Source organism: Pseudoalteromonas sp. Scap06 (genome assembly GCF_013394165.1).
Lineage (GTDB): Bacteria > Pseudomonadota > Gammaproteobacteria > Enterobacterales > Alteromonadaceae > Pseudoalteromonas.
Genome location: NZ_CP041330.1, coordinates 3,308,522 through 3,333,333 on the forward strand (window position 1 = coordinate 3,308,522; position 24,812 = coordinate 3,333,333).

Below are 24,812 nucleotides of genomic sequence, written 5' to 3' on the forward strand. Positions count from 1 at the left end.
TAATGCCAACCTTTTTTATTCACATTTTGTAACAGACCTTTTATCGTAAGTGCATCGCTATTTTGCACCTTATTGTTATGATGGGATAGCTATTAATATAGGATGTAATTCCATGAAAAAACTAACAACATTGGCTCTTGCCTTGGCTGCAGCAATCGCGCCGGGTGTATCGGCCTATGAGACTAAAGACACTCGTTTACTCCGCTTTCCAGATATCCATAACCAAACCGTTACCTTTGTCTACAGTGGCGATATTTATATTGCGAATACGCAAACAGGCGAAAGCAAACGCTTAACCGACCATATTGGCTTTGAAACATTTCCTAAGTTTTCCCCTGACGGTAAGCGCATTGCATTTTCAGCCGAGTATAACGGTAGCCGACAAATTTATGTGATCAACAGTGACGGTTCAAACCTAAAGCAACTTACTTATTATAATGACGTTGGCCCAATGCCACCGCGTGGAGGTTTTGATTACCGCGTTTTAGATTGGACCGCCGATGGTAAAAATGTGGTATTTAGAGCTAACCGCACACCATGGGGGAAACGTATGGGCCGCCCTTACATGGTTCCTGCAGATGGCGGACTTGAACAGCCATTAGCGATTCCAGAAACTGGTGGCGGCATGCTATCTCCAGATGGCAGCAAATATGTTTACACGCCAATTGATCGAGAATTTCGCACGTGGAAACGTACTCGTGGTGGTCGTGCGCAAGATGTATGGATTTATGATTTAGAAAAAAACACCTCAGAACAACTAACTACAAACCGTGCAACCGACCAGCAACCAACTTGGGTTGGTGACGATATTTACTTTGTGTCTGACCGTGATTACACGCTAAACCTTTACCAATACCGCAAAGGCAGCGAACCAAAAAAACTTACCAACTATAAAAACTTTGACGTACTTTGGCCTTCAGCTGGCCCAAATGCGATTGTTTATGAAAACGGCGGTTATTTATATCGCTTTGACGCAAAAACACAAAAAAGCGCTAAGCTAAGCATTAACATTGCAGGCGTGCGCCAATACGCAATGCCGTATAGCAAAAATGTTAGCGATTTTATTGATTCTATGTCGCTCTCTCACGATGGTAAACGTGCTGTATTTACTGCCCGTGGTGAGCTGTTTAGCGTACCAATCAAACAAGGGCCTACACGCAACTTATCTTACACAGAGAAAAGCCGCGAAATAGATGCAAGCTGGTCACCAAATGGGCGTTACATTGCTTACATGAGCGATGAAAGCGGCGAGTACGAAATTTACTTAAAAGATCGCAGTAAAAACAATGCCATTAAGCAACTTACTAGCAATGGTAACATTTGGCGCTTTACGCCTATTTGGTCACCCGATAGCGCTAAGCTATTGTTTGCAGATAAAAACAACACACTTTGGTGGTTAGATGCAAAATCGGGCAAGCAACACAAAATTGATACCGGCATTTACGACGAAGACGGCATTACTCAGTATACGTGGTCGCCTAATAGCCAAGACATTGTGTATGTTAAAAATAACGAAAACCGTTATGCCTCACTGTGGCACTACAACCTTAAAAAAGAAAAGGTGACGCGCCTAACAGACGAAATGAGTAACGAGCAAAACCCAACCTTTTCGCCAGATGGCCAATACCTTTACTTTAGCTCTGAGCGCGACTTTAACCTGGCATTTAGCAGTTACGAGTTTGACTACATGTTTAACCGCGCCACCCGTATTTATGCGGCCGCAGTAAACGACAGTGTTAAACCGCTTATTGCCTTACAAAGTGATGAAACCACGATTGTAAAAGACGATGACGACGAAAAAGAAGACGACAAAAAAGTTAAAAACGCACTGCAAAGCAGCGACTTTATGCAGCGTGTTACCGCTCTTAACGCGCCAGCGGGCGATTACCGTGGCTTAACCGCAGTAAAAGACGGCGTACTGACGCTTGCTAATGGCGCATTACAACTTATAGGTACCGAGCACGACAGTGAGCTAGAAACAGTCGCTAAAGGTGTTAGCAATTACACTATATCGAGCAACAGCGAACACCTACTTGTACACACAAGTGGCGGTTACAGCTTAATAGAGCCTAAACCAAAGCAAGACCTAGACGCCAACAAGCTAGATTTAAGCAAAATGACGCTTAAAATCAACCCGCAAGCTGAGTGGCAACAAATGTACGTAGAAGGCTGGCGCACACTGCGTGACTGGTTCTACGACGAAAATCACCACGGTCAAGATTGGGATGCTATTTTAGCTAAATACCAACCTATGGCTGATGCTATTAGCCACCGTAGCGACCTTGATTACGTACTTAGCGAAATTGCCGGCGAAATTAACTCAGGTCATATTTACGTGCAATCGGGCGATATGCCAAAAGCCGAACGTAAAAATCACGGTTTATTAGGCGCTAAGCTTGCAAGCGACCCATCTGGTTACGTAAAAATAGAGCAAATCTTTAAAGGTGAAAACTGGCATAACGATTTCCGCTCACCGCTGGGGACTACTGGTGTAAAAGCACATAACGGCGATTACATTATTGCGGTAAATGGCCGCTCGGTTAAAGACGTTGCTAACTTTTACGAACTCCTTGAAAACACCCAAGGCGAGCAAGTAGAGCTAGTGCTAAACAGCAAACCGCGTAGCAAAGGTGCGTGGCAAGTAACAGTAAAACCGGTAGCCAGTGAGCAAGGTCTACGTTATTTAGATTGGGTTAACTCGCGTGCAGCCTACGTTAATAAGCTATCAAATGGGCGTATTGGCTATGTGCACCTGCCAAATACAGCCTATGAGGGTAACCGCGCCATGTTTAAAAACTACATGCCGCAAACAACCAAAGATGCCATGATTATTGATGACCGTTACAATGGCGGTGGTTTTATTCCTGAGCATATGATCACTTGGCTTGCGCGTAAACCGCTTAACTATTGGAAACGCCGTGGTGTAGAGCCAACTAAAACACCGCAGTTTGCGCACAATGGTCCTAAAGCCATGCTAATAAATGGCTATTCAAGTTCTGGTGGTGACGCAATCCCTTACTACTTCCGCCAGGCTGGTCTAGGTAAGCTAATTGGTACCCGTACATGGGGTGGCTTAATTGGTATTTCTGGTAACCCAAGCCTTGTAGACGGCGGACAAGTAATTGCTGCTACATTCCGTATTTTAGACACAAAAGGTAACTGGATCATAGAAAACGAAGGTGTTGCACCAGATATTAAAGTAATTGATCGTCCAGAGCTTATTTATAAAGGCCAAGATCCATCAATAGAGCGTGCTGTACAAGAGTTATTAAAGGAGCTTAAAGAAAATCCTAAACAACCCTTAGTGATACCACCAGCACCTTCTAAGTTTTAATTTGCTGCATAGCTAAACAAGCTAATACCAATAAAAAACCCTGCAAATTTGCAGGGTTTTTTATGACTTGGATTTAATGACTTATATGTATTAAGGCTTACCTTTTTCTCCAGCCGCTCCATACATCATCTTCTTGGTTGGCTTTTTTCTTCTTTTTCTTACCTGTACCTTCTGGCTTGGCCATTGGCTTGTCGTTTTTTAGCGCCTCAGCCGCATCAAGGTTGGCTTGGTTTACAGCAAAACCTGCTACCTCTTCGCGCTCTAAGCGAAGTTTGTTTTTCTTTTCGATAATTCTAAAGTGATGGAAGTCTTCATAATCAATTAACGATAACGCTAAACCGACTTCACCAGCACGGCCGCTTCGGCCAATACGGTGCATATAATCAGCAGGGCTGCGCGGTAAGTTAAAGTTAATAACAACAGGCAGTTTGGCAATATCTAAACCACGGGCTGCTATATCGGTGGCAATAAGTACTTCTATTTCGCCAGCTTTAAACTTTTCGATTACCCAAGTACGCTCGCTTTGGCCTTTATCGCCATGGAATACTTGTGCGTTCACGCCGCGTTTTTCAAGTTTGCTGGCTAAGTGCTCACAATCTTTTTTAGCGTTTACAAAAATCAGCGCTTGGCGCCATTTATGCTGCTTAATTAAATGCGCCAAAACCGTGGTTTTTTCACCTTTATTAACCGTAAATACACGCTGTACTAAAGTGCTTTCGTCTTTGCTTTGAACTTGTATTTCAACAGGATTGGTTAACAGCTTTTGTGTTAATTGTGTGACTTGCTCTGGGAACGTCGCTGAAAACAACATGGTTTGCTTTTTAGCTGGCATTAACGCCAACAGCTCTGCAAGCTCTTCGGTAAAGCCAAGGCTTAACATGCGATCAGCTTCATCAAGCACTAAGGTTGAAACTTTATCAAGCTTAATAGCATTGCTTGATATTAAGTCAAGTAAACGCCCTGGCGTTGCAACAATGATATCAGCACCGCCGCGAAGTGCTTGCATCTGGGTATTAACCGACACACCACCAAATACCGCCACCGTTTTAATGGCGCCATTAAAATTAGCAGAATACGATTTAACACTATCGGCTACCTGCACTGCCAGCTCGCGAGTAGGTACCAAAATAAGCCCTGTTACAAAGTTGCCTTTGCTCGCTGCTTTTTTAGCACCTTGCGCTAAAAATAGCGTTTGTAGCATAGGCAAAGCAAAGGTTGCTGTTTTACCTGAGCCGGTATTTGCCCCCGCAATTAAGTCACTCCCCGCCAAGATACTTGGAATTGCTTTTGCCTGAATCGGCGTAGGTTGCGTGTATTCAAGGTCAGACAAACGAGCAATTAGCTCTGGAATAAGGCCAAGTTCGTTGAAATTACTAGGATTTGCGGCTGAGGTCATAAAAGGTGCGGGCTCATTGCTAAAAATAGCCTGTAATTTTAGCGTATTTAGCAGCTATTAAGTAGAGGTTAGTGATTTAAATAAAATGCATCTTGCTTTATTAAACGATGATTCTCTGAATATCGCTTTGCATTAATACTATTTTTCACATACATCAATCATTACAAATAATAGCTGAACACGCTGTATTATTGATTTCAGCATTTCAAGTGTGTTATTTTTGCAGCCTGATGGATTAATTTTAGATGCAAGGAAATGTCATGTCTCAATTTGATTTATGTTTCAATACGAAAAGTCGAGCAAGCTTACCTTTTAACAGTAATAACTTAGAGCAATTAAAGCGATTTAGAGAGGATAACCCTCATATTATAGGTAACTTTATACCTCAAGGAACCCCGTTCATTTTAAGAACTCCACAATCTGGGGATATGAGTGATTTCAGGCGATCTCGTCCTGACATAGCTTGTGCACTTGATAATACGGTGTCTTGGCCTGAGCATACAAAGAGAAATGTCAGTACTATAGTAAACAACTTCGGTGATGAAGATGCTTTGGCTATTGCCGCGCTATACGATGCGGAAATATCTCCATATGTTGATAAAGTAAGAGGTTTAACGAGTCAACAAGTTCTTGGAAGAAATCTTGATACCTTGACTGCCACTGGCGCAGCACTTACCTCATTAGAGTCAAGCCAAGTGAGATTAAGTACATTTGGAAAAGCGATTCTAAAATACCAAACTAGCTTAATTGAAATTAGAAAAGCATCGCAGAACAAGCAGCCTAAATTAGAATTAATCAAACTAGGTAACAAAGCAAAGCAAGCCCATCTAGAGTTAAACACTGTATTTAAAAGAGAAATGGTTAAATTCAAAGGCAAAGTGAAAGCATCTGCACGGGGTAATATCTGGTCTAATGCGCAGCGAGGCATAGATACAGCAAGAAGCGCAAGAAGTTCAGCTCCCTTGCAATTAACTTCTTTAGCTAACATACAGCACTTACGTAAATTAGAGCAAGGATCCAATATTGCAGGAAAGTTTGTCATTGCGATTGATGCAGGTCTTCGAGCTGATAGCGTTTATGACGATTACAAAGCAGGTAAAGACTGGCAGCGCAGTGCAGTAAGGGAAGCTACAGGTTTTGGTTTAGGGACAGCTGCAGGAGCATATGTTGGCGGTACGACTATAACCGCAGGGGTAGGAATAGCAATTGCAATGGGTCCAGTTGGCTGGGTAATTCTTATAGGTGTAGGCTTGGGGGCTGGTTATGCTGCAGCTAAAGTTGGTGATGCTGTTGGAAAGGGTTTCTCAGGTCTAGTTTATGACCTTAGCTCTAATATAAGCTGGTTTTAAGCTATGTATCTTATGCCTGAAACTTTTTACTGGATAATAACTGGGCCATTTATAATTGCTTTTCTTATTTCAGCTTTGTGCTTCACTCGTATTTCAATGAAACACATAGAGAAGAAAATGCGTGAGGAAGGGATACATGAGCCACTTTGGGATAAAGGACTGGGCATAAGAGTGAGCATGTATGGCAAAGTAATAAGGCGGCAAAAACCCGCAAAGGCGACGGTTGTTAATGACGAAGCAATTTTACGACACGCCAGACCTATCGATTTAATTTTAGCTCGCACAATGCATTACTCTTTCGTAATTATGATGACCCTAGCTGTATATGGTTATTTTGCATATGACTTAGGTGAGCGCGCTTATTAATTTCATGACGAAATTATAGGCAGAAGGTTTTATGCTACAGAAAATCACTTGTACCTTAATATATGCTTACTTCTCTGATATAAATTGGTTTTAAATCATGTATGTGATGCCTGAAAAGATTTTTTTATTTATATCTTTACCAATAATAATTAGCTATCTAATTTCAACTTTATGCTTTACTCGTATTTCAATGAAACATATTGAGAAAAAAATGCGTGAGGAAGGGATACATGAACCACTTTGGGATAAAGGGCTGGGCATAAGAGTGAGCATGTATGGCAAAGTAATAAGGCGGCAAAAACCCGCAAAAGCGACGGTTGTTAATGACGAAGCTATTTTGCGACACGCCAGACCTATCGATCTAATTTTAGCTCGCGTAATGCATATATCATTTATAGGTTTGATGTTCGTAATTGCCTATGGCTACTTTGCCTATGATTTAGGTAATCGCGCAGACTAAAAAGGAGCACAAAGCGCCTTTTACATCAAACCTGTCGCCTATTGATTTTAAAATTTTTAGGCCGACTTTGCCAAATTGCGTGGTTCGTCAACATCTGTGCTTTAATTACCGCTTTATAGTGCGACAGTGATTACACGCATAGTCATCTGACTCACAGTATGAGTATTTACCAGTAAACTCTTCTTAGTCTGCAATACCATCAGCAAGTAATATTGCTTCTTCTAATTTGTTTGGTAAAGCTTTAATCACGTTAAAGATCACTCTTTGAATCTAAACCCTACTCTTGTAATTAATTTGACTGTCACCGAGAGCACTCCAAACTTAAAGAGGCTTTCATAAAAAGCCAACAACTAAGTTGGCAATATTATTAGTTCTTACTCAGTTCTGCTTGTAACCTGACTTTTGTTTCTTTTAAGTAATTTAAATAAGGATATGAGTCATCTGCAATGGCTAAAGCCGACTCCATCTGTTCAAACGCTTGGCGAGTATCACCCTGCATTTCATAGCCATATGATAAGGCTGAAAGCGCATCGACTGATTTTGGGTGGTTTTTTAAATTGTACTTAAACACCTCAATAGCACGGGTAAACTGCTTGCTGCCCGTTAGGTTATAACCGAGTGATCTAACAGCACGGTCTGGTGGAGATATCTGCTCGCCCCATTGTTGAGATAATGTTTTGTAATAACCATCAATAGAGGCTACATCGTCAGTTAAAGCACTTATAGGCATTTGTTTAGGTAAAAATAAGTTGTAGTAGGCATTAAATACGCCAGCAGCAGTGGTTAAGCCATGCGAGATGCCATCAAACGCATCATTAAAAAAGCGTAACCCTCGCGCTTTATGCGATTGCAGTGATTGCTGTAATTCATCATACCTTTCTCGCATTATGCCAGCTTCTTCGCCGATATTGATATAAACGTAACTGTTAAGCTCTTTGTTTTTAGTTATAAACGATTTTGTACTTTTTACCATTGCGCCATAATTCCACCAAACTGCAGGGCTATACGCAATATGCGCTTGAAATAGTTCGGGATTTGCCTGCAACGCGTATAGCGCAAATACACCACCAGCAGATGCGCCAGCAATCACTTTATAGTCATGCGTGCGATAGTTCTTATTTACTAAAGGAATGAGCTCTTGTTCAAAGAACGCTAAAAACTTTGCCGCGCCGCCCCCTTCACCGACAGGCCCTTGTGGCTCTTTATTCACTGTAGGATACATATCTCTAAGTCGATTAGTGTTTTCAATAGCGACAATAATAACCTCAGGCGCACGATTATCATTTTGTAAGCGCTCAATAACAGCACTTGCAAGCGGTATATTACCCGCTCCATCTAAGCGATAAACAACTGGGTATACCTTATTTGGCTGAGCTTGGTAGCTCTTTGGTAACTTTACAACAACTGTGCGTTCTTCGTTTAAAACAGCCGATTTAATAGTGTGCATGAACTGAGAGTCATCAGCACTTTGCTGTTTAATGCCAGCTTGTGCAAAGGCACTTTGTGAACTAAAAGCAAAAAAGCTAAAAAAACAAATAACGGTTAATAAACGCATAACTAATCCCTTAGAGAATAATAAGTTACTTAAGCTAACAGAGTTTCAGGCACAAAAAAAGCGCATTGAGCGCTTTTTTTAACATTAATAAAAACTGTGCACGTTAAATAATGTTCGAAACTGAGATGCTCTATAAATGTATGATCTTAAATAGAAAGTACGATCCCAGCCAATTTAAAGTGTACGCTCCCAGTTTCTACTTCTTAAAGTTCGCTACTAGATAACTTCGCAACTAAACAAAATAGGTATTAATTACTTTTTAGCTTAACTATCCGGGTAAAAGCAACTCAAAAACCTCGATGCAACCTCAGTTATGCGCACATCATTCAGCCCAGATTTTCGAAGAACTAACCACCTTGGTAGTGACATGTCGCCGCTATTTTTTAATGTATAAGTTAATCTCCTAATTTGATAGTCAGATACATCTTCTGAATATCTTCGAAGAAACTCAGCGGTTAAAGGAAGTTTATTGAATTGCTTTTCAATTGATGTGCCTTTATCCAAATGGCTCAGGTACCATTTTTGAGATCTTCTTGGGCCTTCAAGGTCATACAAATACAAATCCCTAATTTCTACTAATTGGCGAATCAGCTGAACATCTCTTTTGTGCCAGTCAACTCGTGTATTAATGTATGGTATAGGCTGTTTATATCGAAGGTTAACTTTAAGTAGCCAACCTTTATCGTGCCTGTATAGCCAAGCATATATAGCAGCTCCATTACCTGTACGAGCAATTTTAGTTCCTCTGGTTTTAACCAAATTGTACCAATCTTTTTTATAGCCTTTTAACTCCCTATCAGTGTGAGTACAACCCTTATATGTTAGTTCTTTTCCTAATTGAATTAACTTTACGCACCTTAAAATTTCAATAATATTCGCAGATTCCCCTTTAAGTGCATAAATAAAAACTAAGTGCTCAAGATAGCTGAATGACCTCCGGTGTTTTCTGGTAATGCAGTGTAGCCAACTAGATTCAGATTCACTCGGAACTAGATTCATGGCGCTAAGCCAAAACAAAGGCCAAGCTTTTAATATCGCTGATTTTATCTTTAAATAGTCGACATAATTACCCTTGCTCATACCAGCTTCGTTCACTAGTTGATGGTAGAAAGCCGTCCATTGGCTATAGCTTGCTGAAGTTTCAGATCCTTTCTCAAGCAAACCCATTACTTGATTAGCAAGCCAATAAAAACAATGAAACTCAGATATGGTGTTCATTTTAATATCGTCGAGCGAGATAATTGATAAGGGTATATATTCATGTCGCTTAGATACTGAGTGATATGGCTGCACTGAAACTAACTTTGCTTTATGAACAAGGCAGTATTCAACTCCACTAATCTGGTGTACTCGCATCCAGTATGGCTCACCCAAAGTGTTTAATTGCTCGGAATAACATTTAGGACAACACCGAAGGTGATGTAACTTTGGAATTCTTGAGCAGGCATACCCAGAGCGTAAATGCACCGCTCCATATGATTTACCTTTCAAAAGTTCTAAACATTGTACTCGACGGTCTTCCGGCATGAATGGCGCATATAATGGAAATAGCGTGTTGTTATAAGTCAATTGTTCGCTTGAACGCAGGGTTAAAGAGTTTGTTACACTCAGAGCATTAAGTCTGGAAGGGAAGTTAATTGTCGATATTGCTGTTCGAGTATCCATTGCAAGGTCAATCAATCGCTTGGGACTGACCTCACAAAATTGCACTCTCGCTCTCGCTAAAATGCTGTATAACAGCTCATCTGGATAAGGTTTGGGGAAATTTATCATGAAGAGTGAAATCTCCAATTGGCAATACGAGTCCAACTTCCTTGAGCATTAAGTAATAATTGTCCTCTTTTTGTTGAGATGCTATGTAACGCAAATCATCTTCAGGCAGAGTCTTCCATTGTGATTTTGATATGCGGCTAAAGTCTTTTCGCTGCATGGATTCCAATTTAGGCATTTTACGACGCTTTGGCTTTGAAGCTGGCGGCGGCAGAGGTTTAGCTGATTTATCGTATCGCTTTTCACGAGCAATGTCAGAGAAAAACGAACGGTGCTGGCTAAAGTACTTTTTCTGTACTCTCAACATTAACTCTTTAGAAATGCTTTCCATTCCCGTATTTATAGCCTCATGCAGGCATCGTGCATAAAAGCGCACTGCTATTCCAACAACACCTTTACATGCGTTAAACCATATTTCTTTAAGTTCTTTATTTAGCTCAATATCCTGCGCTTTCAAGCAGTTAAACTTCCAAAGCCTAGCTGTAAATCGAGACCAGCGATCAGATAGTTCTTCGTTTTCACTTGCGAAAGCACAAAGAGGATCCCAGGTAAGCTTTTCCGAACTTATTTCATTAATGTCATAACAATCAACATCACTCGAAAGCATAACAACAGGAATTATGTCAGCAAGACCAGCTAAGTGTTCAAATAACAATTCTCGTTTATCGGTAGGCCAATTCTGAGTCGATTCTAATGAGTCAATGATCAAAGTTCCCACATTATAGGTTGTTAGAAGACTCCTCATTTTCATAAATGCAGCGCATACACTAGGGGCCACCTTCACTTCCTAAAGCAAGCTCTAAGGCTTCTAGGAACCGGGCGCAATACTCCAATAGATTGGAAACCCCTTTCAACTCAACTTTTAAATACACGACTTGAACTTGAGAAAGCTTCCCATGCCAAACTACTTGCGGATAGAGTGACAAACAACGCTCAATTGCTGCCGTTTTACCACAGCTCTTCGGCCCTACAATGGCGGTAATATCTCGGCGCTTTTGCACTGCTGTGTCGTCATGCCAAACATGGGGATTACCGCCCATAGCTAACATTAGGTTATTAGATAAGACTCGACCTTTATTCCTAATAGGAGCCTTATTTTGATACCCGCTTTTTATCGTCAAGTCTAAGCGATCGTACAAATCAACAATCTCAGGCACTGAAACATAAAAACTATCAATTAACGACTGAACACTACTTTTCCGCCGGCTATCTTTGTCTTCAGCTGTTGCCTTAATAACTTGATCATTTTTAAAATGAGCCTTTAATAAGCCCATATCTAATGTATCCCTGAGCACATCAACAAATTGATTACCGGTTGTGTCATCAGTTGAAATCAAATCTTCAGCTCGCCAAGCTTTTGGTGGTATCGTTTCAATAGGTAATGTCTGCTGTTTTTTCATAATTAGTCCTCATCATCCATGAAAATTTCGTTCAGTCGTGTATTTGCCATCACGACAGAAGTTTGCGAATCGTTGTTGGAAGGATTGCGTTCGTTTCTCGCTGACTCAGGCTTTACAGCACCGTAAATCGCTTTACTTTCATCCCTTTGAGCAGCTTTATCACCAAGTTTAGAAAGCTCTTCATTCATTGTTCGATTAGCTGACTTTGACTTCTTATCTTCTATAGCTGCACGCACTTCTTCCTTGTTTTTTAACTGTTGTTCAAGCGCATACAGCGTGTGATGGTGCATTGCGTCATTATTTGTGTCTTGAATTTCTTTGTACCTCAACTCTGCGTCACGCCAAGTTAGTCCTTCAAATCGTCTATAATGAACGTACAGAAGACATTTAATATACTTAGTCTCTCCATTCTTTGGCACTAGGTAGATAGCAGAGGCGTCTGATTGATCGATGGCAACCTCCATTTTTTGCCTGTTGTTGTAAACCCTTTCTCGTAGACCTGGCGTATCAGGGATCTCAAATTGAAGATGTTTGTAAGTGAGAATATAACCTCTAGACACGCTCGCTTTATCTCTTTCAAGCAATGAATACCAGAAATACTCTGGATCAACAGAATGAAGCGGACCTGTCCTATGAGCTATGCCCCATTTCCATTTCGAGTTTGGAGAGGTATCAAGATTGGTTGGATAGTCTGCGTCGACTTTTCCCACTCCCATCGTTTTAGAGTTGAGAACCATGACAGTTCGCGCAATAATGCGGTTCAACTCACTTAGCAGCATTGTATATTCATCGGGCTTGTACTTACCGCCATGTTTTTTTGGTAAGTATTCCGAAATCAGACCAGGAAGTAGGTGGCTTATTTCCGCATAAACTCGACCAAAACTTCTTTCACCTTTACCTCTTTTTTCTGGCTGGGAGGCTCCGCTATTAATCATAGCTGTTCCATGCTCGACAGAAACAGAAGTGATTTTTTTACTTCGAAGGTCAGAACCTAAGTCCCCAAAAAAAGCTTTTGGCAAGCCCTGCATCGACCAGTCACTTGGCTCGATTTCCAAACCAAATTCTCGACATAATTCAACTTTATCCCTGACCGCAACAGTCATAGCGTTCATTGCATTGAAATACGATGGGGGCGTTAGTGTCAGCAAGAAGCCTACACAGCTAGAAGTATCGCTATCAATAACTTCATAGAGAGTTGGCCTACCCAGAGGGAATCGCTCTTCATCGGCCAATCCTGCATCGAAAGGCGTCGCATCTATTTCATAAGAGTATCCAGGGCCAACTAAATTGGCACTGACTGCTGAAGTAAGCTTTCTAACGTTAGCATTGAAATGTTTTTCACCAAATTTAGCTTTTGCTCGGGCTTCAGAGCTGAATTTGTGATAATAGAAAGCTTTAAATAAATCAAAGCTAGGTTTTTCATTTTCCAATTTACGAACATCCCCATTGCACCAGCGCGCTAGAAAGTCATAATAAGCATCTTGTATTCTGTTTGTATTCTTGGGTTTACCCTTTTTATCAACAGTGTATTTACCGCTGAAAATTGTGTACTTGATAGCAGTTTCCATCACTGATTCCATTTCAGGAGTAGACTGAGTTGAATCATAACTTCCGTGTTCTTTAGGTCGACCTAAGCGTTTTTCCCGTCTTGTTTTTTTCTTACCTTTACCACCACAGTTAGCATAATCAGGCAGAAGTGCATTGGGGGTTTGTCCACGCTGCCAATATCGTCTGAGATAACGATAAATCGTACTTTTTGCACCGACACCCATTGCAACAAGTACTTTAATTAATTCAGCCCGCTGTTTTTTAATCCAATATTTAGAGCCACCAATGACACCTTGGATTCGAGCAAGGTTACTATCACGTATTGCATGATAATCATGACCTACTTCATAGCTACGATTTACACTTTCTCGCCATGGATCCTCAACATTGATAATCTGGTGTTGATCATCAATATTTTCGACTTGTTGTACAGTTAGCTGAAAAGGGAGAGCGTCATCTTTTTCAATATTAATGAAAATGGCAAAGTCACCAAAATCATCCAATAAACGGTACTTATGGCCGTCCCAGCTGTAAACATGATTGCGCGTCATAAAATCAAGCATGAAGCACCTCATTTACAACTTGAATGTCAGCTCCCCTTAGGTCAAAGAAGTCTCTGTCAAATTTCAAAAAGAAAGCACCAAGCTGCACGAGTTGCTTAAACCTGTAAAGGTAGGTGCCATCCTGAACCCCTATTTCTTCATCAAGAGCAACAAGTAAATTATGAATTCGTTCGTCTGGGTTGCTGAGAAAAACGTTCTCAATTGTGGCAACATGAGAGTAAAGCTCATCAACATCACAATCATCTAGGTTCGCGCCAATTATCCACTCCAGAGTACGGTGGGTTTTCCTACAAATTTGTTCTTCCGTAACCACATACAACGGAATGCCAAGTCGAGCCAACGAAGCTCGTTCTAATTGAAGCTTTTCAATCGTCCGCCATCCTTTTAAATCTTGTACGTATTTTACATAAACACCAAACTTTTCATGTTCAGGACCGTCAAGCGTAACAACAAAATCGGTTGTTAGAGGCTTTTTCTCTGGCTCGTACTGTGGCGAGTGGTTAATCCCTAAATCATGGGCTAGCTTCAACGTGGTTTTTAGGTCATGTGGGTACTGAGATTGAATGTCGACCACTTGAGGATCCATATCCAAAATGATGAACACCATATATTCAAGTAAAGACAGTGTATGTTCAATGCGCCCAGTTGTGCGACTTTTAACTCGTCGCATTTGACCCTTTGAAGAAACCGTGTGCACAGTAGCACCAGGCTGATAATCTTTGTCTGGAACATAAGCTTCTTCGACAATTTCATTTAACTTAAGACTCATTTGAGCCTCGCCACTCACATCAGTGGTACTTAACATCGTTAATATCCTTATCAACATAAGACTCTTTGAGGCATCATCCTGATGCCCTTAATTACAAATTAATTTTAACACATTTTGAAAGATACGATCGTAACCCAATGTTTTTGTTAGCTTTAAAACAATATAACCAAGCTAAAGATAAATATATATAAAGCGTTTCCCTTAAAAAATAAGTACTTAATTAAATTTAAGAAAAAATAATTTTTTTGTAAAAAATTTATTTTTAAGTGCTAAAATTTTGAAAAATCTTTCTCGCCTCTTCTTTTGGTGAGCTATTCAAAATCACTCTTAAAACATGCTTAAGACTCAGATGAAACAACATAAACAAGTAGAGCAATATCTAGAAGTTTTAGAGCTACAACTAAAAAACAATATTGCAGAAATGCAACTGGCATTAAAAACGATTACTGAAATATCAAATAACCTTTTAAACCAACAAAATGACAAAAGTATAAAGTCCTCCCAGATTTTAGACGCACCACCTACCTGTAAATTATCAGAAAAACCGCCGGAATCACTTTTACGAATTCAGGAGGTTTGTTTAATACTCGGGATAAGTAGATCGACACTATATCGAATGGTTAATGATGGCCAGTTCCCTAAAGCACTAGATTTAGGGCCTCGCTACAAAGCTTGGCAAAAGAGTACTGTTACAGAGTGGATTCGTGCATCTGATAATTGAATTTACAACACAAAATAGCCTTTTTAATCGAACGAAGCTTTATGCTGTAAAGTAACAGGTAGAATCATACCTACCCATTACTATTGAAAACGAAGTTTATTTTTTAAAATGGCTTTTTACTTTATCTCTAAATGCTTTGCCAAATTTAGAATGATCATTGAGCTCATGGCGAACTCTGCCGGCAACAATACAAGGGGAGATGCTAAGGCTACTCGCAAATTTACGGACTGAACTAGTATCTTGCATTTCTAAATGGTTCAAATCACCTGATGGAATTAAGCTTTCTTGAGCCAATGCATCTGCTTCTTGTTCAACTTTATCGCCACCTTCTGCATCTAAATTATCCAAGTACCAAGTCTCGGTTCCATCTAAATGCAACGCGATATGCGCTAATTCATGCATTAAAGAAAACCAAAAGTTATCTAACTTATCGTGGCGTAATGTAAGTGCAACAACAGGGTTCCCGCTTGCACAAATACATACAGCACCGTCCAAATACGTTTTTGGTAAATGACCCTCAATAACTAAATGAATACCATGGCGGTTTAAAAACTCTTTAGCTAATTTAGGCCCCTGATCAGACCATGACAATTGCGCTAATTTTTTCATCCAATTAGCATCAACAGTTCCTTTTACATATTTGACTGGGAGCTGCTCTAATTGCGCTTTTTGTAAAACCCTAACTTGCCAAGCCCATAAAGCATAGCTATCAATCTCTTTGTCATTTGAGCGTAAATGAGCTGTGGTTCTTAATAATGCTGGTTTTAAAGAAAATCCATTGGGTACAGACGTTAAAAACTGATTAAGCTTCTCAATTGAATACTCTTTCAATTCATTTATTGAGCCTTTAAACCCTTCAAAATATCCACGAGATCGCATTTCAGTTATAGGAAAGGCATCCCAATTAATATCTTTTGAGATAGCGCTTTTAGCGCAAGGTTCTTTAATCAACACATCAGCAGATATTCCTAAGCCCGCGCTTAGCTTACGAATCATATTCAAGCTTAAACTTCGCGTGCCATTTAGTACCTCAGTTACTTTTGAAGCAGATCCAAAATAAGGCACTAAATCTTTTTTAATCAAGCCCTGTTGCTCCATACGAAATTTTATTGCTTCAATTGGATCAGGGAAGTCAATAGGAAATGCTTCTTCCTCGTACTTTTCAATTAAAAATGCCAGTAAATCCAGCTCATCACTTTCTGCTGAATCTGGAGCGGGGTCAAAATCCATTAATGTCATGACACGCGCTAAAGCTTGCTCATGATCTTGAGACGATTTAATTAACTTAATGTGGCCCATAATACCTCCTTAAAAGCGTTGCTTGTCATACTCCGAATGGGTTCCAACCCATTCAATCACAGCAATACCATTTTGATATCTCACTTTCACAACTAACCTATAATGGTTACCTTTTACATTAAAGATCACCCTATTATCAGCTAAAAAATCTGCGCTTCGATATCGGTTCTTTATATCTTGGGGTGTTTTCCAGTCAGCTTCATTAGCCTCTGAAAACCAAGCTTCAAGTGCTTTTTTTGCATTAGCATGCTTTTGACTAAACTCTGTAAGTTTGTCTCTTCCTAAGACCTTCATTTCGCCTCAAAGTTCCCACGAAGGGAATTATAGTTGTTATTACCAAAAAGGGAAGTTAATTGTCATAATGGATTCTAATCTGCTGACGCTACGGTCCAAATCCGTTTAAGTGGTAGCTCAGCTTTAATGTCCTCTTCTAGCTTGTCGTAGAACATAAATAATTGTTCTAATAAATCATGCTGAGTCCATAATCGAACTCGAAAAAAGCTTGATGCTAACTCTTTTTGAACGTTACCTTTAAACCCGCCCCAAGCCACAAATAACCCTTGGGTAGCATTAAACTTTGTCATCGCCCCCATTAGTTTATCAACGGTTGGGCGATCAACTAAACCGTCTCCAGATTTAACTTCAACACAAATTCGCTGAACTCCAAACCCCATAGGCCCGTCACCAGCTAAAATATCAGCACCACCATCCGCACCTTCAGGGCTCTGCCAACAGGTGTAGCCTTGAGCTGTTAAAATAGCAGAAACCAAACGTGTTAAGTTATGACCTCTAAATTTAGCCTCAATCAATTTAATAATTTGGCTATGACCCAGCTCCTCTAAATCTATTTCAACCTCTTCATCATTAGCATCTTGGTTAGACGAATAATTAACAGTTTGATTTATAATTTGCCTTTGAGTTTCAGCCTTCCAACCATTCGCTTCCATAGCGTTAATGCGTTCTTCAGCATTATTACGCTGAATCCGACATATAGTCATAAACGCACCAAAACTGTAAAGTAAATCTTGAGAAAAGTGTCCTCTGGGGATTGGATCCGGTAACCACTCAACGCTACGCCAGTGAAAGAAAGGGTCGGCACCATTTTTATCAAAATTATAGTTTGATGTTATTTTTCCAATATAAATAACAGGCTGAATTTTTGAGGGCAAAATAACCCTGTCACCCATATTTATCGCATGGGCAAATGGCCAAACTTGGCTAGCATGATTCATTAACTTTTTAGGCTTAGCATCAGGAGCATTAATAGACAGCGCATCGATTAGCTCTTGGCGTTCTCTCATTTTAGTAAGATCGCTGTTTAATCCATCCCACGTCACATAAACTCGGTTTTCATTAATAAACTTTTGTTCAAACTGTCCTTGAGAGCCAGCTCTTATTAACCAAATTGACATAATTTTCCTTAAGGCATTAAATCTAATTGAGGCAGTATACAGGCCAAATACGGTCTCTTTGTATGGGGTAAAACAGTGTGTACTATAGCTGCGCTAAAACCTGACTTTCGATTACAGCCTTCAATTATCAACTGCTTTGCGTCTTCTATCCCTTTCAAGTCCTCATCGTCTAAATCATCTAAGCTTAATCGACTAGTATGTCTCAAAAAGTTTAAAGCCGTCCTAGCATTTTTAATTGCCTTCCTTCGAGCTGAAACAATAGATTTTTCATCGAGGTTCAATATTTGTTTTGAAAGTTTCACACGCTGATAAGCTGTAGAGTCCTGCTGCTCGGAATAAATTGATGCCGTTTTACCTGTTTCAACTTCAAATGTAATAAGTTGAACATCATCCAGCGAACACGGATCTAAAATAGTTCGATAATTATAATCACAAGCAGTATCACCCCATGCTCTTTGTGATTCATCAATTAAAGGAAAGTAGTCAACTTTTCCTCCATCTTCGCGGCTTCTATTAGCATAGATACAAGAATAACGATAATTATCAATATCAAATGCCTTCCACCAATACCCTGGGTGTTGACCTGTAGCCGAGCATAGAATAGTCCCATCCTCGAGCTTAACTCTTCCCTTTGGCCAATAATGATCCACATCAAAATCGGTTCCTATTTGCGGAGTTTCGGTGTACCAACATTTAGCACCAAACTCTTGTACAAATGTTCTTTTTAAAGATGACCATTTATTGCCGATCTCCTCAATTGTTACTTTAGGATCCGCTGAAGCTGCTATTTTTCGTGACCATTGAATAGCTTTTTTATCCCAAGTTTTTGTTTTACAATTGGAAAAATGGCGTTTATCAATGTGTCTCATTGTCTGACACCTTTAAATCTTTTAATAAACTTTTGATAAGTTTTTTTCTAGCCTCAACACTGGCGACTTCTTCTCCAAATTTTAAGTACTTACTTCTAGCGATTAAAAATTGCCGATAGTCTTCATCAGGATGAATGTAACCATAACCGAGTTCTTCTAACTCTTGGTTTAATTCTTCTAACCTATCAGAGTCCTTATCCTCAACTAATAACTCACGGCGCTCACGAATCAATTGCTGAGTACCGTGGTCTAAGGTCGTTAAAAGGCCAAACATATCACTCGTTAATATCCCATTCACGGTCATTCCTTTAGGTGATAACTTAGGCTGACTAACCGATATCTCTTGGGAATGCTCTGAGCGAGTAACAACCTGAATTTGCTCTTGGTCAAGCTCATAGATTGATAGGGGGTGATGTGTTGTCATTACAATGTGGCTGACAAATCCATCGGGTACAAACATCTCTAATATTTGATGATATTTTGCTGCCCAATATGGATTTAAGTGAGTATCAGGCTCATCTAAAAGAAACAAAGCATCTCGTTTAGCAGTAAACTGAAGTAACCCAAATACAGTTAAAAGTTGCTGCTCACCTTCACTAAGTTCTGTAAAACTAATATCTTCAGCACGGCCTTCCAATGTTACTCTAATTTCTAACCTATCTAACATGCCTGACAAGTAGGTGGCCTCTAGTACTTTGAAAAAATCTTCTGGCCGCATATTTCGTGCTAATGACTCCAAAGATTTTAAATCTGGCAGATGATAGGCCACCACATCATGGTACTTTTTCTTTTGAGCATGTAAATCCAGCGTTTCTTCCTGCTGAGTAACAGGGCCAATGCCATTAGTTCTTAATAATTCAACAAAATCACGAATGCCGCCTTGAATCCCCCAAAAATCATTCGCATCATTTGACTCTGCATCCGTTGGCTTTTTCAAAAAGAAAGTGGCCGACTCAAATTTGGAAATTGATAGTTCACGGCTTAAAAATTTCTTAGCTTTCGGAAAGCCACGGGCTGAGAAAAAGGCTAACAATGAAAATTGGCTATGAAATCCCTTAGCATAAAAAAAGGGACGAATGTTAGAACGAATACTTTCATCTTTATGACGCACACTTTGGTAGAACTCTTTGCGTTTGTTAAAGAGCAACTTTTCTAAACGATCACTGGGCCCTGAATAATAAGCAAAAATATTCCGTGGTAAATATTTCGAAATACCTTCTTTATTGCGCTTTACTTTAGCAATATCGATACTTTGCTTTTTATCTAACTCTTTACCACTTGACGTAGTGCAATATTCAATCTGGTAAATAGACTGTCTGTCTGGGTTGGCATCCACTGACATCCAAGTTTCAAGACTTTCATCGCCTAATTTATAATCCAACTCATAGGAAAAAGGCGGCTTAGAGCCATCATCTAAATGCAAAAAAATTTTTACTAAAGCCTCAAGAATATTAGATTTCCCCGTGCCATTTTGCCCGATAATAACAGTGCGGCTAGTACCGGATGAAAATCTTATTTCAACGCCTTTTAGATTTTTAAAGTCCGAACGAATATTAAGGCGAAGTAACTTCATCGATTGATCTCCAAATACTGCTGACCATCTTTATCTATTTCTTTAATAACCTGCTGCTCTAGTAGCTGACTGATCTCTTTTAGCACCTCGCGTAAATCCATCAACTCTTTAAGTTCATCAAAGATTGCTTGTGGTTTTGCAATCCCTTTTTTATTGAGCACACCTACCACTGGATTTTCTAACAATATTTTCGGCTGGATCTCTTTTTTGGCTTTCGCTTTACGGGTACCTTTTTTCTTTTCTTTGTTCGCGTTTTTATTTGCCTCACGCTCAGCCTTGATCTTCTCTAATAACGCCTCGGCACTGTTGTCGCCGCTAATTAAATCAGGGTTGGCGGCGCGCCAATCGGCAGAGAGTTCACCGCGAAAGGCTTTGGCTAAGATAGATTGGGTGAGGTTATTAACGCGCTCTAATGCAGCATTGGTTTTTTGTTCGATGCTATCGGCAAAGGCAAACAGCTCTTCGACACGTCGAACAATTTCGGTTTGCTCTTCGAGGCTTGGCAGCTCGAATTCTAAATTCATTAAGAGGCTTGTTTCAACACTAGATACGGTCGTTCCAGCTTTAGAGCATTCTTCTAATATTCTTCGCTCTAACCCTTTTAACAGGTAAAACAAAAACTCAGGACTGATAAACCCCAAGTTTGGAACAAGTGCTTTGATATCTTGATTGATCGTTACTGGAGCTAGTGTTCTTGCAACCGGAAATGAATGCGCAAGTATCCCGCTTCGAGTTACGACTAAGATAGAGTTTGATGGGACTAATTTCATACCGCCAGTGTCGATTGCTTCCTTTGTAATTTTATCTTGAGAACTGGCAATTAAGTCCGTCTTCATATCTTTTGGTGACACCCAGGGTATATCACCACCTTCCCAATAATTGGAATTGCTTTTGCTGGGGGTTTTACCTCCAGATATAGCTGTAATTGCTTTTAACCGAGCTGGATTAGAAGATACTTTTTTCGCGCTCCGCCACTCTTCCGTCAGCTTCCCACTAACCGCAGCAGCGAGGACGGATTGGCGGAAGGTTTTTAGGATTTTTGGAATACGGTCGAGGCGGGCTTTAGTGGTTTCCACCTGTGCCAACAGGGTGTCGAGTTTATCGGCAATGACTTTTTGTTCGGCTAGGGGGGGAAGTGGTAGCTTAATCAGTTTAAGCTCTTTAACCGCTGCCAGATTTTGAATAGCCCCACCACCTGAATTTGTTAAAACACTTTCTTGCACTGATGGCGAGCGAAAAAGTTTAAGGAAAAAATCAGGCCAAATCTCTTCTGCCAGTCTAATTCTAAGCAAGGCTTGATTGATGACACCTTCGGGTGCATCTTGAGGCACTTGGGTAATTCTCCCCATCGTTCCTGAACAACTGACTAAGAAGTCACCACCCTGAACCCAAAAGCTTGCTAAATCATTGTATTTATCTTCATCAACAAAATACCTAAATCGAGTGCAGTCATCATTAATAGGAGCATACTGCTCATACACAGCATAACCACTCTCTTTAAAGAATGCTTTTTTTAAGTTACCTCCGAATGGCCCTCTTCTAAAGCCATTTACTGATGTAAGGTCTTCCCAGTTAACTTCTAACCATTGTTCAGGCAAATTAACCTCGCTCATCAATTCGCCCCTTCCAACGCCGCCAGCAATTCATCCAACTCACCCAAAGCCGCTGCCAATTCGTCTTTGGCTTCCCTTGCCAATACAGCAGGCTCAGGCAAATCAGCCGCATCGACGCTGTCTTTGTCTTTTAGCCAGCTAATATCCAATGAGTCGCCTTTAGTATTGGCTATCCACTCGCGGCTAAAGCAGCGCCAGCGGCTATGTAAAAGCTTGTCGTCGACGTTTTCATTTTCCACGGCTGCTTGTTTGTCTACTGCGATTTGTTCAGCACCAAAGCTGTATTCACCTTGGGTGCGGGCTGCGAGTGTTGAGGCAATATCTTGTTGTCGCGATAAATCACGACCTACAGGATCATATACGGCTTCAAACGGCGCTAAATGGCTATCACTAAACGGAGTGCGTTTGCCAAAGCTCGGCATGTTGGTACGCAAGTCGTACACCCATACATTTTCAGTGCAATTTTCTTGCTGATGCTTGTCGGTTGCGCTGCCTTTGGTAAAGAACAAGACATTGGTTTTTACCCCTTGGGCATAAAAAATACCGGTCGGTAAGCGTAAAATAGTGTGTAAATTACACTTGTTCATTAAATCGCGGCGTACGTCTGTGCCCACGCCTGCTTCAAACAATACGTTGTCGGGCAATACTACAGCGGCGCGGCCACCGGGTTTTAAATTGCGGTAAATATGCTGTAAAAACGCCAGTTGCTTGTTGCCTGTTTTATAGGTTAAATCGTCACGGGTATTGCTGGCCTCGCCGCCTTTGCTGGTACCAAACGGCGGATTAGCCAAAATTATATCGGCGCTTGGTAAGGCTTTACCGGCATCGCCCAGTGCGTTGCCTAAATGTATTACGCCCTCGTCGTCGCCTTCCATACCGTGTAATAAGCAATTCATTAACGCTAAACGGCGCGTGTTAGGTACAAGCTCTACCCCCACAAAAGCGTCGTTTTTTTGAAATTCAGATTGCTTGCTATTTAAGTCAAAATAATCATCGGTTTGCTCACGCATGTATTGGTCGGCAGCGACCAAAAAGCCTGCTGTGCCCGCAGCAGGATCTTGTATTACTTCGCCAACTTGCGGCTTCATGCAACGTACCATGCTATTAATTAACGCGCGCGGGGTAAAGTACTGGCCCGCGCCCGATTTAGTCTCACTGGCGTTTTTCTCTAATAAGCCTTCATATAAATCGCCAAGGCCATCTTTAGCGGCACTAAACCAATCAATTTGATCCAGCGTTTTAATCATTTGCTCTAAATGGCGCGGCTCACGTAAGCGCGTTTGCGCATCGGCATAAATGGCGCTGATTAATGGATCTTCGTGTACTTGCACTTCTTTGGTTTGGCCTGGGTTTTCTGGGTCAGCCTCAAGGCGTTTACCGGTTGAGAGGGCAAATAAAATGGCCTTGTAATCATTTAATAAATTGATGCCTGATTTGTCGCTGATATCCTGCCAGCGGCAGCCGATTGGCAGCGGATGTTTTTTTAAGGTGCCGGCTTCGGTGTTTTCGTGCACCATTTTAATAAACAACAGCAGTACCAGCTCGGTAACGTAGTCGCTGTAGTTAATACCGTCGTCACGCAGTACGTCACACAGGTTCCAAAGTTTTTGTACAATGTCGTTATTGGTCATGATGTTCTCAAAATTAGTAATAGGGGATTAGCCGTGTGCAACGAGTAAGGAGCACAAGGGTTGATTTATGTAGTAATTAACACGGCCTACTTTTTGTTTGGTCAAAAAGCCGTGCTCCACCAGTTGTTCTAAATACTTGGTGGCAGTAATCCGAGTTATACCGAGGTCTTCCACAATGAAGTCTATTTTGGTGTAGGGGTGGTTAAATAAGTTGTTAAGTAAATCTTGGCTGTAAATTTTAGGGAGCTGCTCTCGTATACCGTGTTTTACTTCTGCCATAAGGGTTTTCATGGCGGTGATAAGTGAAATGGTGTCTCGGGCGGTATCAATAACACCATCAAGCATAAACTCTAACCAAGGTACCCAATTACCTGTATCACGCACTGCTTGTAAATTAGCGTAGTAATTAGCTTTGTTCTTAATAACAAATCGGCTTAAGTACAGCACAGGTAGGTTTAGTAAGTCTTTAGTCACCAAGTACAAAATATTTAAAATACGCCCGGTACGGCCGTTACCATCGTAAAATGGGTGAATGCTCTCAAACTGATGGTGAATAATGGCCATTTTTACCAATGGGTCAGCATCACATAACTCATCGTTATTGATAAACTGAACAAGGTTATCCATAAGTTTTGTAATTTCATCGCCGTGTTGTGGTGGGGTATAAACCACTTCACCTGTTCGTGCATTTTTAAGATCAGTGCCGGGGAGCTTTCGTAAACCGGCATCATTATGTTCTAGGTTTTTTTGTATTGCTAGAATATCATTAAGGCGGATAAGTTTGCTTTTACGTGCGGTTTCGAACCCTTGCTTTAAAGCGACTGCATAATCTTGTACTTCTTTGGTGGCAGGGTTGGTTACAGCTTCTTCAAACAGGTTAGCTTTATAAAGTTCATCGTGTGTTGTTACGATGTTTTCTACTTCTGAGCTGTCTTTTGCTTCTTGTAGAGCGAGTGTATTAATCAGTATGGCTTCGTTAGGTATGCTTGCGGCAACGCCTTTTAGCTCTGCTAAATGACGATGTGCTGTGGCGGTTTTTTTTAAAACGGCACGGGTTTCCCATTGTTCAATGTTAGGGAGAGGTAAAGGCTCAATATAGGTCGACATAAATAACTTTTATCCTTTTTTATACATGTCTGTTTGGTTATGTATAAATTGTTTAGAAAATTATACATAAGCTATAT

20 protein-coding genes are annotated in these 24,812 nt (G+C 40.6%); 5 read left to right on the forward strand and 15 right to left on the reverse strand.

Annotated features, from left to right (window positions below; translation table 11 throughout):
• The first annotated feature begins 112 nt into the window (after positions 1-112).
• Positions 113-3,334: a S41 family peptidase gene (locus tag FLM47_RS15305; protein WP_178956793.1), complete on the forward strand. Its 3,222-nt coding sequence runs from the start codon at positions 113-115 to the stop codon at positions 3,332-3,334.
• A gap of 97 nt (positions 3,335-3,431) precedes the next feature.
• On the opposite strand, the gene FLM47_RS15310 is transcribed toward FLM47_RS15305, so the two are convergent.
• Complete coding sequence (locus tag FLM47_RS15310) at positions 3,432-4,730, reverse strand: DEAD/DEAH box helicase (RefSeq protein ID WP_178956794.1); 1,299 nt, start codon at positions 4,728-4,730, stop codon at positions 3,432-3,434.
• 260 nt (positions 4,731-4,990) lie between these two features.
• Between FLM47_RS15310 and FLM47_RS15315 the strand changes: the two genes are divergently transcribed.
• The 3 genes from FLM47_RS15315 (at position 4,991) to FLM47_RS15325 (ending at position 6,905) form a co-directional block, all read left to right on the forward strand.
• Positions 4,991-6,079: a hypothetical protein gene (locus FLM47_RS15315; protein WP_218648491.1), complete on the forward strand. Its 1,089-nt coding sequence runs from the start codon at positions 4,991-4,993 to the stop codon at positions 6,077-6,079.
• A 12-nt stretch (positions 6,080-6,091) separates the two neighbouring features.
• A complete protein-coding gene (locus FLM47_RS15320; RefSeq protein WP_147154738.1) occupies positions 6,092-6,445 on the forward strand; it encodes a hypothetical protein in 354 nt (117 codons plus the stop codon).
• Between the two features lie 97 nt (positions 6,446-6,542).
• Positions 6,543-6,905, forward strand: coding sequence for a hypothetical protein (locus FLM47_RS15325; protein WP_178956796.1), 363 nt, complete (start codon positions 6,543-6,545; stop codon positions 6,903-6,905).
• Between the two features lie 367 nt (positions 6,906-7,272).
• Here FLM47_RS15325 and FLM47_RS15330 read toward each other — a convergent pair whose 3' ends face one another.
• The 6 genes from FLM47_RS15330 to FLM47_RS15355 all read right to left on the reverse strand — a co-directional run bounded on the left by FLM47_RS15330 (position 7,273) and on the right by FLM47_RS15355 (position 14,546).
• Positions 7,273-8,460, reverse strand: a complete 1,188-nt coding sequence (locus tag FLM47_RS15330; RefSeq protein WP_178956797.1) for an alpha/beta hydrolase-fold protein — start codon at positions 8,458-8,460, stop codon at positions 7,273-7,275.
• Between the two features lie 264 nt (positions 8,461-8,724).
• The gene (locus FLM47_RS15335; protein ID WP_178956798.1) at positions 8,725-10,233 is read right to left on the reverse strand and encodes a TnsD family Tn7-like transposition protein; all 1,509 of its coding nucleotides are present in this window, start codon (positions 10,231-10,233) and stop codon (positions 8,725-8,727) included.
• Entirely contained in the window at positions 10,202-11,008 is an 807-nt protein-coding gene (locus tag FLM47_RS15340) for a hypothetical protein (protein WP_178983200.1), read from the reverse strand. The genes FLM47_RS15335 and FLM47_RS15340 overlap by 32 nt, the downstream gene beginning before the upstream one ends.
• Positions 10,998-11,630, reverse strand: coding sequence for a hypothetical protein (locus FLM47_RS15345; RefSeq protein ID WP_178956800.1), 633 nt, complete (start codon positions 11,628-11,630; stop codon positions 10,998-11,000). Before FLM47_RS15345 ends, FLM47_RS15340 begins: the two co-directional genes overlap by 11 nt.
• A gap of 2 nt (positions 11,631-11,632) precedes the next feature.
• Positions 11,633-13,741 (reverse strand): hypothetical protein, encoded by a 2,109-nt coding sequence (locus tag FLM47_RS15350; protein WP_178956801.1) that lies wholly within the window; start codon positions 13,739-13,741, stop codon positions 11,633-11,635.
• Positions 13,734-14,546, reverse strand: a complete 813-nt coding sequence (locus FLM47_RS15355; RefSeq protein WP_178956802.1) for a TnsA endonuclease N-terminal domain-containing protein — start codon at positions 14,544-14,546, stop codon at positions 13,734-13,736. The genes FLM47_RS15350 and FLM47_RS15355 overlap by 8 nt, the downstream gene beginning before the upstream one ends.
• A 313-nt stretch (positions 14,547-14,859) precedes the next feature.
• Between FLM47_RS15355 and FLM47_RS15360 the strand changes: the two genes are divergently transcribed.
• Complete coding sequence (locus FLM47_RS15360) at positions 14,860-15,231, forward strand: AlpA family transcriptional regulator (protein WP_256729584.1); 372 nt, start codon at positions 14,860-14,862, stop codon at positions 15,229-15,231.
• Positions 15,232-15,327: 96 nt separating this feature from the next.
• On the opposite strand, the gene FLM47_RS15365 is transcribed toward FLM47_RS15360, so the two are convergent.
• The 8 genes from FLM47_RS15365 to FLM47_RS15400 all read right to left on the reverse strand — a co-directional run bounded on the left by FLM47_RS15365 (position 15,328) and on the right by FLM47_RS15400 (position 24,735).
• Entirely contained in the window at positions 15,328-16,530 is a 1,203-nt protein-coding gene (locus FLM47_RS15365) for an ImmA/IrrE family metallo-endopeptidase (protein WP_178956803.1), read from the reverse strand.
• Positions 16,531-16,539: 9 nt separating this feature from the next.
• Positions 16,540-16,824 carry a type II toxin-antitoxin system HigB family toxin gene (locus FLM47_RS15370; protein ID WP_138739927.1) on the reverse strand — a complete coding sequence of 95 codons (285 nt, stop codon included), beginning with the start codon at positions 16,822-16,824 and terminating at the stop codon, positions 16,540-16,542.
• A 74-nt stretch (positions 16,825-16,898) separates the two neighbouring features.
• On the reverse strand, positions 16,899-17,942 hold the full coding sequence (locus FLM47_RS15375) for a restriction endonuclease (protein ID WP_178956804.1): 1,044 nt from the start codon (positions 17,940-17,942) through the stop codon (positions 16,899-16,901).
• 8 nt (positions 17,943-17,950) lie between these two features.
• The gene (locus FLM47_RS15380) at positions 17,951-18,811 is read right to left on the reverse strand and encodes a hypothetical protein (protein WP_178956805.1); all 861 of its coding nucleotides are present in this window, start codon (positions 18,809-18,811) and stop codon (positions 17,951-17,953) included.
• Entirely contained in the window at positions 18,798-20,384 is a 1,587-nt protein-coding gene (locus tag FLM47_RS15385) for an AAA family ATPase (protein ID WP_178956806.1), read from the reverse strand. Before FLM47_RS15385 ends, FLM47_RS15380 begins: the two co-directional genes overlap by 14 nt.
• On the reverse strand, positions 20,381-21,997 hold the full coding sequence (locus FLM47_RS15390; protein ID WP_178956807.1) for a restriction endonuclease subunit S: 1,617 nt from the start codon (positions 21,995-21,997) through the stop codon (positions 20,381-20,383). The genes FLM47_RS15385 and FLM47_RS15390 overlap by 4 nt, the downstream gene beginning before the upstream one ends.
• Positions 21,997-23,628, reverse strand: coding sequence for an N-6 DNA methylase (locus tag FLM47_RS15395; protein WP_178956808.1), 1,632 nt, complete (start codon positions 23,626-23,628; stop codon positions 21,997-21,999). The genes FLM47_RS15390 and FLM47_RS15395 overlap by 1 nt, the downstream gene beginning before the upstream one ends.
• Positions 23,629-23,655: 27 nt before the next feature.
• A complete protein-coding gene (locus tag FLM47_RS15400; RefSeq protein ID WP_178956809.1) occupies positions 23,656-24,735 on the reverse strand; it encodes a Fic family protein in 1,080 nt (359 codons plus the stop codon).
• Positions 24,736-24,812 lie beyond the last annotated feature (77 nt).

What these genes read in the sequence shown, in the direction of transcription:
- FLM47_RS15305 (WP_178956793.1), top strand. Translation starts at nt 113, where the DNA reads ATGAAAAAACTAACAACATTGGCTCTTGCCTTGGCTGCAGCAATCGCG.
- FLM47_RS15310 (WP_178956794.1), bottom strand. Translation starts at nt 4,730, where the DNA reads ATGACCTCAGCCGCAAATCCTAGTAATTTCAACGAACTTGGCCTTATT.
- FLM47_RS15315 (WP_218648491.1), top strand. Translation starts at nt 4,991, where the DNA reads ATGTCTCAATTTGATTTATGTTTCAATACGAAAAGTCGAGCAAGCTTA.
- FLM47_RS15320 (WP_147154738.1), top strand. Translation starts at nt 6,092, where the DNA reads ATGCCTGAAACTTTTTACTGGATAATAACTGGGCCATTTATAATTGCT.
- FLM47_RS15325 (WP_178956796.1), top strand. Translation starts at nt 6,543, where the DNA reads ATGTATGTGATGCCTGAAAAGATTTTTTTATTTATATCTTTACCAATA.
- FLM47_RS15330 (WP_178956797.1), bottom strand. Translation starts at nt 8,460, where the DNA reads ATGCGTTTATTAACCGTTATTTGTTTTTTTAGCTTTTTTGCTTTTAGT.
- FLM47_RS15335 (WP_178956798.1), bottom strand. Translation starts at nt 10,233, where the DNA reads ATGATAAATTTCCCCAAACCTTATCCAGATGAGCTGTTATACAGCATT.
- FLM47_RS15345 (WP_178956800.1), bottom strand. Translation starts at nt 11,630, where the DNA reads ATGAAAAAACAGCAGACATTACCTATTGAAACGATACCACCAAAAGCT.
- FLM47_RS15350 (WP_178956801.1), bottom strand. Translation starts at nt 13,741, where the DNA reads ATGCTTGATTTTATGACGCGCAATCATGTTTACAGCTGGGACGGCCAT.
- FLM47_RS15355 (WP_178956802.1), bottom strand. Translation starts at nt 14,546, where the DNA reads ATGTTAAGTACCACTGATGTGAGTGGCGAGGCTCAAATGAGTCTTAAG.
- FLM47_RS15360 (WP_256729584.1), top strand. Translation starts at nt 14,860, where the DNA reads ATGAAACAACATAAACAAGTAGAGCAATATCTAGAAGTTTTAGAGCTA.
- FLM47_RS15365 (WP_178956803.1), bottom strand. Translation starts at nt 16,530, where the DNA reads ATGGGCCACATTAAGTTAATTAAATCGTCTCAAGATCATGAGCAAGCT.
- FLM47_RS15370 (WP_138739927.1), bottom strand. Translation starts at nt 16,824, where the DNA reads ATGAAGGTCTTAGGAAGAGACAAACTTACAGAGTTTAGTCAAAAGCAT.
- FLM47_RS15375 (WP_178956804.1), bottom strand. Translation starts at nt 17,942, where the DNA reads ATGTCAATTTGGTTAATAAGAGCTGGCTCTCAAGGACAGTTTGAACAA.
- FLM47_RS15380 (WP_178956805.1), bottom strand. Translation starts at nt 18,811, where the DNA reads ATGAGACACATTGATAAACGCCATTTTTCCAATTGTAAAACAAAAACT.
- FLM47_RS15385 (WP_178956806.1), bottom strand. Translation starts at nt 20,384, where the DNA reads ATGAAGTTACTTCGCCTTAATATTCGTTCGGACTTTAAAAATCTAAAA.
- FLM47_RS15390 (WP_178956807.1), bottom strand. Translation starts at nt 21,997, where the DNA reads ATGAGCGAGGTTAATTTGCCTGAACAATGGTTAGAAGTTAACTGGGAA.
- FLM47_RS15395 (WP_178956808.1), bottom strand. Translation starts at nt 23,628, where the DNA reads ATGACCAATAACGACATTGTACAAAAACTTTGGAACCTGTGTGACGTA.
- FLM47_RS15400 (WP_178956809.1), bottom strand. Translation starts at nt 24,735, where the DNA reads ATGTCGACCTATATTGAGCCTTTACCTCTCCCTAACATTGAACAATGG.